The 3,106-nt window shown below is 66.5% G+C and carries 5 protein-coding genes (1 of these 5 cut by a window edge); 1 reads left to right on the forward strand and 4 read right to left on the reverse strand.

The genetic code is table 11. From position 1 onward, the window contains the following. Window positions 1-134 precede the first annotated feature (134 nt). The gene (gene ppgK / locus K789_RS0115920) at window positions 135-938 is read right to left on the reverse strand and encodes a polyphosphate--glucose phosphotransferase (protein WP_024367622.1); all 804 of its coding nucleotides are present in this window, start codon (window positions 936-938) and stop codon (window positions 135-137) included. Between the two features lie 88 nt (window positions 939-1,026). Next, window positions 1,027-1,905 (reverse strand): type I methionyl aminopeptidase, encoded by an 879-nt coding sequence (gene map, locus K789_RS0115925; protein ID WP_024367623.1) that lies wholly within the window; start codon window positions 1,903-1,905, stop codon window positions 1,027-1,029. Window positions 1,906-2,009: 104 nt separating this feature from the next. On the opposite strand from map, the gene K789_RS25190 reads away from it, so the two are divergent. After that, window positions 2,010-2,177 (forward strand): SPOR domain-containing protein, encoded by a 168-nt coding sequence (locus K789_RS25190; RefSeq protein WP_128081649.1) that lies wholly within the window; start codon window positions 2,010-2,012, stop codon window positions 2,175-2,177. Between the two features lie 87 nt (window positions 2,178-2,264). Here K789_RS25190 and K789_RS0115935 read toward each other — a convergent pair whose 3' ends face one another. Both K789_RS0115935 and panB read right to left on the reverse strand, forming a co-directional pair. Next, window positions 2,265-2,660, reverse strand: a complete 396-nt coding sequence (locus tag K789_RS0115935) for an SHOCT domain-containing protein (protein ID WP_024367624.1) — start codon at window positions 2,658-2,660, stop codon at window positions 2,265-2,267. Window positions 2,661-2,884: 224 nt separating this feature from the next. Next, on the reverse strand, window positions 2,885-3,106 hold part of the coding region annotated (panB, locus tag K789_RS0115940; RefSeq protein ID WP_024367625.1) for a 3-methyl-2-oxobutanoate hydroxymethyltransferase (this coding region is incomplete at its 5' end). The annotated region continues 579 nt past the right edge of the window; 222 of 801 annotated nt are visible.

A 3,106-nucleotide genomic window follows, 5' to 3' on the forward strand; every position in this document is an offset into this window, starting at 1 on the left:
CGGCACCGGCCCGCAGACTCCGGTGGTGGCAGCGGAGGGGAAGCCGCAGCCACCACCGGCACCAAACACACAATGAGCTATCACTCCGGGTCGTTCCCAGCGTTCAGGACGACCCGGAGTGATAGCTCATTCGGCTACTTGGCCAGTTTGTGCTTCAGCGCGATCTCGAGGGCGGCCCCGACGATTCCGGCGTCGTTCTTCAGCTCGGCCGGGACGATCGGCGTGCGCAGCTGCAGCCGCGGCAGGTATTCGTCGGCCCGCTTCGAGATGCCGCCGCCGACAATGAACAGTTCGGGGGAGAAGAGGAACTCCACGTGGGAAAAATAGCGCTGGAGCAGCACGCTGTACTCCTCCCAGCTCAGGCCGTCCCGCTCGCGGGCCACGGCTGAGGCCTTGCTCTCGGCGTCGAATCCGTCGATTTCAAGGTGGCCGAGCTCGGCGTTGGGGACAAGCTTGCCGTCGAAGATAAAGGCGGAGCCGATCCCGGTGCCGAGCGTGATGACCAGCACCGTGCCCGCCACGAACTCGCCGGCGCCGAAGCGCGCCTCGGCGAGGCCGGCGGCGTCGGCGTCGTTGATGACCTCCACCGGGCGGCCGAGACGGGCCGTCAGCAGGGCATCGATGTCCATTTCCAGCCAGGACTTGTCCACGTTGGCGGCGGAGTGGACCACACCGTGCTGGATGATGCCGGGGAAGGTGACGCCCACGGGCGAGTCCGGTGCCGGCGCGTCGGGCCGGGCGGACAGCTCAGCCACAACCTGGGCCACGACTTCGGCAACGGAATCGGGCGTCGAGGGCTGCGGGGTGGGGATGCGCAGGCGGTCACCGATCAGCTTGCCCTTCTTCAGGTCGACGATCCCGCCCTTGATCCCGGTGCCGCCGATGTCGATGCCGATCAGCGGGGCGTTCTTCTTCGACTTCTCGTCCTTCTTGGCCAATGTGGTTCCGTTCGTGGCAGGGGCGGAGCTAGGAGGGTGCGGCCCAGGGCCGGTGGGCGAAGACCGGGATCTTCTGGTGGAGCGGGAATCAGGGGAGGGTCAGCACTTCGGCGCCGGTCTCCGTGACCAGCAGGGTGTGCTCGAACTGCGCGGTGCGTTTGCGGTCCCGGGTGACCACGGTCCAGTCATCGGCCCACATGTCCCAGTCCACGGTGCCCAGTGTCAGCATGGGTTCGATCGTGAAGACCATACCGGTTTCCATGACCGTGTTGTAGGCCGGGGCGGCGTCGTAGTGCGGAATGATCAGGCCAGTGTGGAAGGCCTCGCCCACGCCGTGGCCGGTGAAGTCGCGGACGACGCCGTAGCCGAAGCGCTTCGCGTAGGACTCGATGGTGCGGCCGATCACGTTGATTTCGCGGCCCGGGGCCACGGCGCGGATGGCGCGGTTCAGGGATTCCTGGGTGCGCTCGACGAGGAGGCGGGATTCCTCGTCAACGTCTCCGGCCAGGAATGTGTAGTTGGTGTCGCCGTGCACGCCGCCGATGAAGGCCGTAATGTCGATGTTGACGATGTCGCCGTCCTGAACCACGGTGCTGTCCGGGATGCCGTGGCAGATGACTTCGTTCAACGACGAGCACAGGGACTTGGGAAAGCCGCGGTAGCCGAGGGTGGACGGATAGGCGTGGTGGTCGAGCAGGAACTCGTGGCCCACCCGGTCCAGCTGGTCCGTGGTGACGCCGGGCTGGATGTGCTTGCCGACCTCCACGATGGCCTGCGCGGCAATCCGCGAGGCGACGCGGATCTTCTCGATGGTCTCCGCCGACTTGACCTCGGAACCGGTGAACTTGGCCGGCGCGGGCTTGCCCACGTATTCGGGGCGCGGGATCGACGCCGGAACGGGCAGCTGCGGGCTGACAGCTCCCGCGACCAGGGTGCCGATGGGTGCAGTCGAGGCTAGAGAAGGCATACATTGATCATATAAGGCCCCGGCCGGAGGCACAGAAACCAACGCCACTAGACAAGCGCCGAGAGACACTCGCGGGGCGCCACCATGAGAGCTGAGGAGCAGCGATGCCGGAGTACTGGTACAACGTCAACACGCACGAGGTTGAAGAGGACGCCATGTCCGACTGGAGCCAGCTGATTGGCCCGTACAAGACGCGGGAAGAGGCCGAGCACGCCCTCGAGAAGGTCAAAGCCCGCAACGAATCCTGGGAAAAAGGCGACGAGGACGACTAGGCGCGCCGCATTGACTGGGCTGGTCCTGGTGAATGGGCTCCCCGGGTCTGCCAAGTCGACCCGCCCGGGGCGCAGACCGCTGTGACGTCAGGCCATGGCCTTTGACTTGAGGGACTCAAACTCGGTCTGGTTGATGGCTCCGGAGTCGAGCAGGGCCTTGGCATCGGCGATCTGGCTGGCCGGGCTGGCAGACTTGCCCGCGACGTGCTGGATGTACTCCTGCTGGGCGGCCTGCTGCCGGGCCACTTCGGCCATCTGCCGGTCGGCCATGCTGCGGCCCCGGGCGATCAGGTAGATGAGGGCGCCCAGCCAGGGCAGGAAGACCAACAGGATCGCCCAGCCGGCCTTGCCCCAGCCGCTCAGTGTGCTGTCGCCGAACATGTCAAACAGGCAGCGGAACCACACCATCAGTGCCGAGATCCAGATGAAGAACCAGAAGCTCCACAGCAGGACGTCCCAGAAGTCAGTCGAAATTGAGTCCATGGCTACTCCTCCACTAGTGCCCGCCGGTGCCTGGCCCATCGCTTCGTGCACGAATCCGTCCGGGCCGGCGGAACATCTGCTGAGGCCCGATGCAGGCCTGTAATGGCCAGCCTGCCCGGACTCGCGTACCACCGCATCGTTCGTGAAGGATGAGGTGGCGCCGCAAGCCCGCAGCGCTTGGGTGGAAGGCCGGGCCGCAGCGCCGGCCTGGGGAGAGTGTTCGCCTAGAAGGAGTGCTCGGGGCCGGGGAACTGGCCGGAGCGCACGTCCTCGCCGTAGGCCTTGGCGGCGTCGCTGAGGGAGGTGCGCAGGTCCGCGTACTGTTTGACGAACTTGGCCATCCTGCCGCCGCGCAGGCCGGCCATGTCCTGCCACACGAGTACCTGGCCGGTTGTCGCGTTGCCCGCGCCGATGCCGATGGTGGGGACGTCGACGGCGGCGTCCAC

This window comes from Arthrobacter sp. TB 26, assembly GCF_000427315.1.
Lineage (GTDB): Bacteria > Actinomycetota > Actinomycetes > Actinomycetales > Micrococcaceae > Arthrobacter.

Bases quoted from the DNA above. Each gene is read 5' to 3' on its own strand.
- K789_RS0115935 (WP_024367624.1), bottom strand. From the start codon at position 2,660: ATGGACTCAATTTCGACTGACTTCTGGGACGTCCTGCTGTGGAGCTTC.
- map (WP_024367623.1), bottom strand. From the start codon at position 1,905: ATGCCTTCTCTAGCCTCGACTGCACCCATCGGCACCCTGGTCGCGGGA.
- K789_RS25190 (WP_128081649.1), top strand. From the start codon at position 2,010: ATGCCGGAGTACTGGTACAACGTCAACACGCACGAGGTTGAAGAGGAC.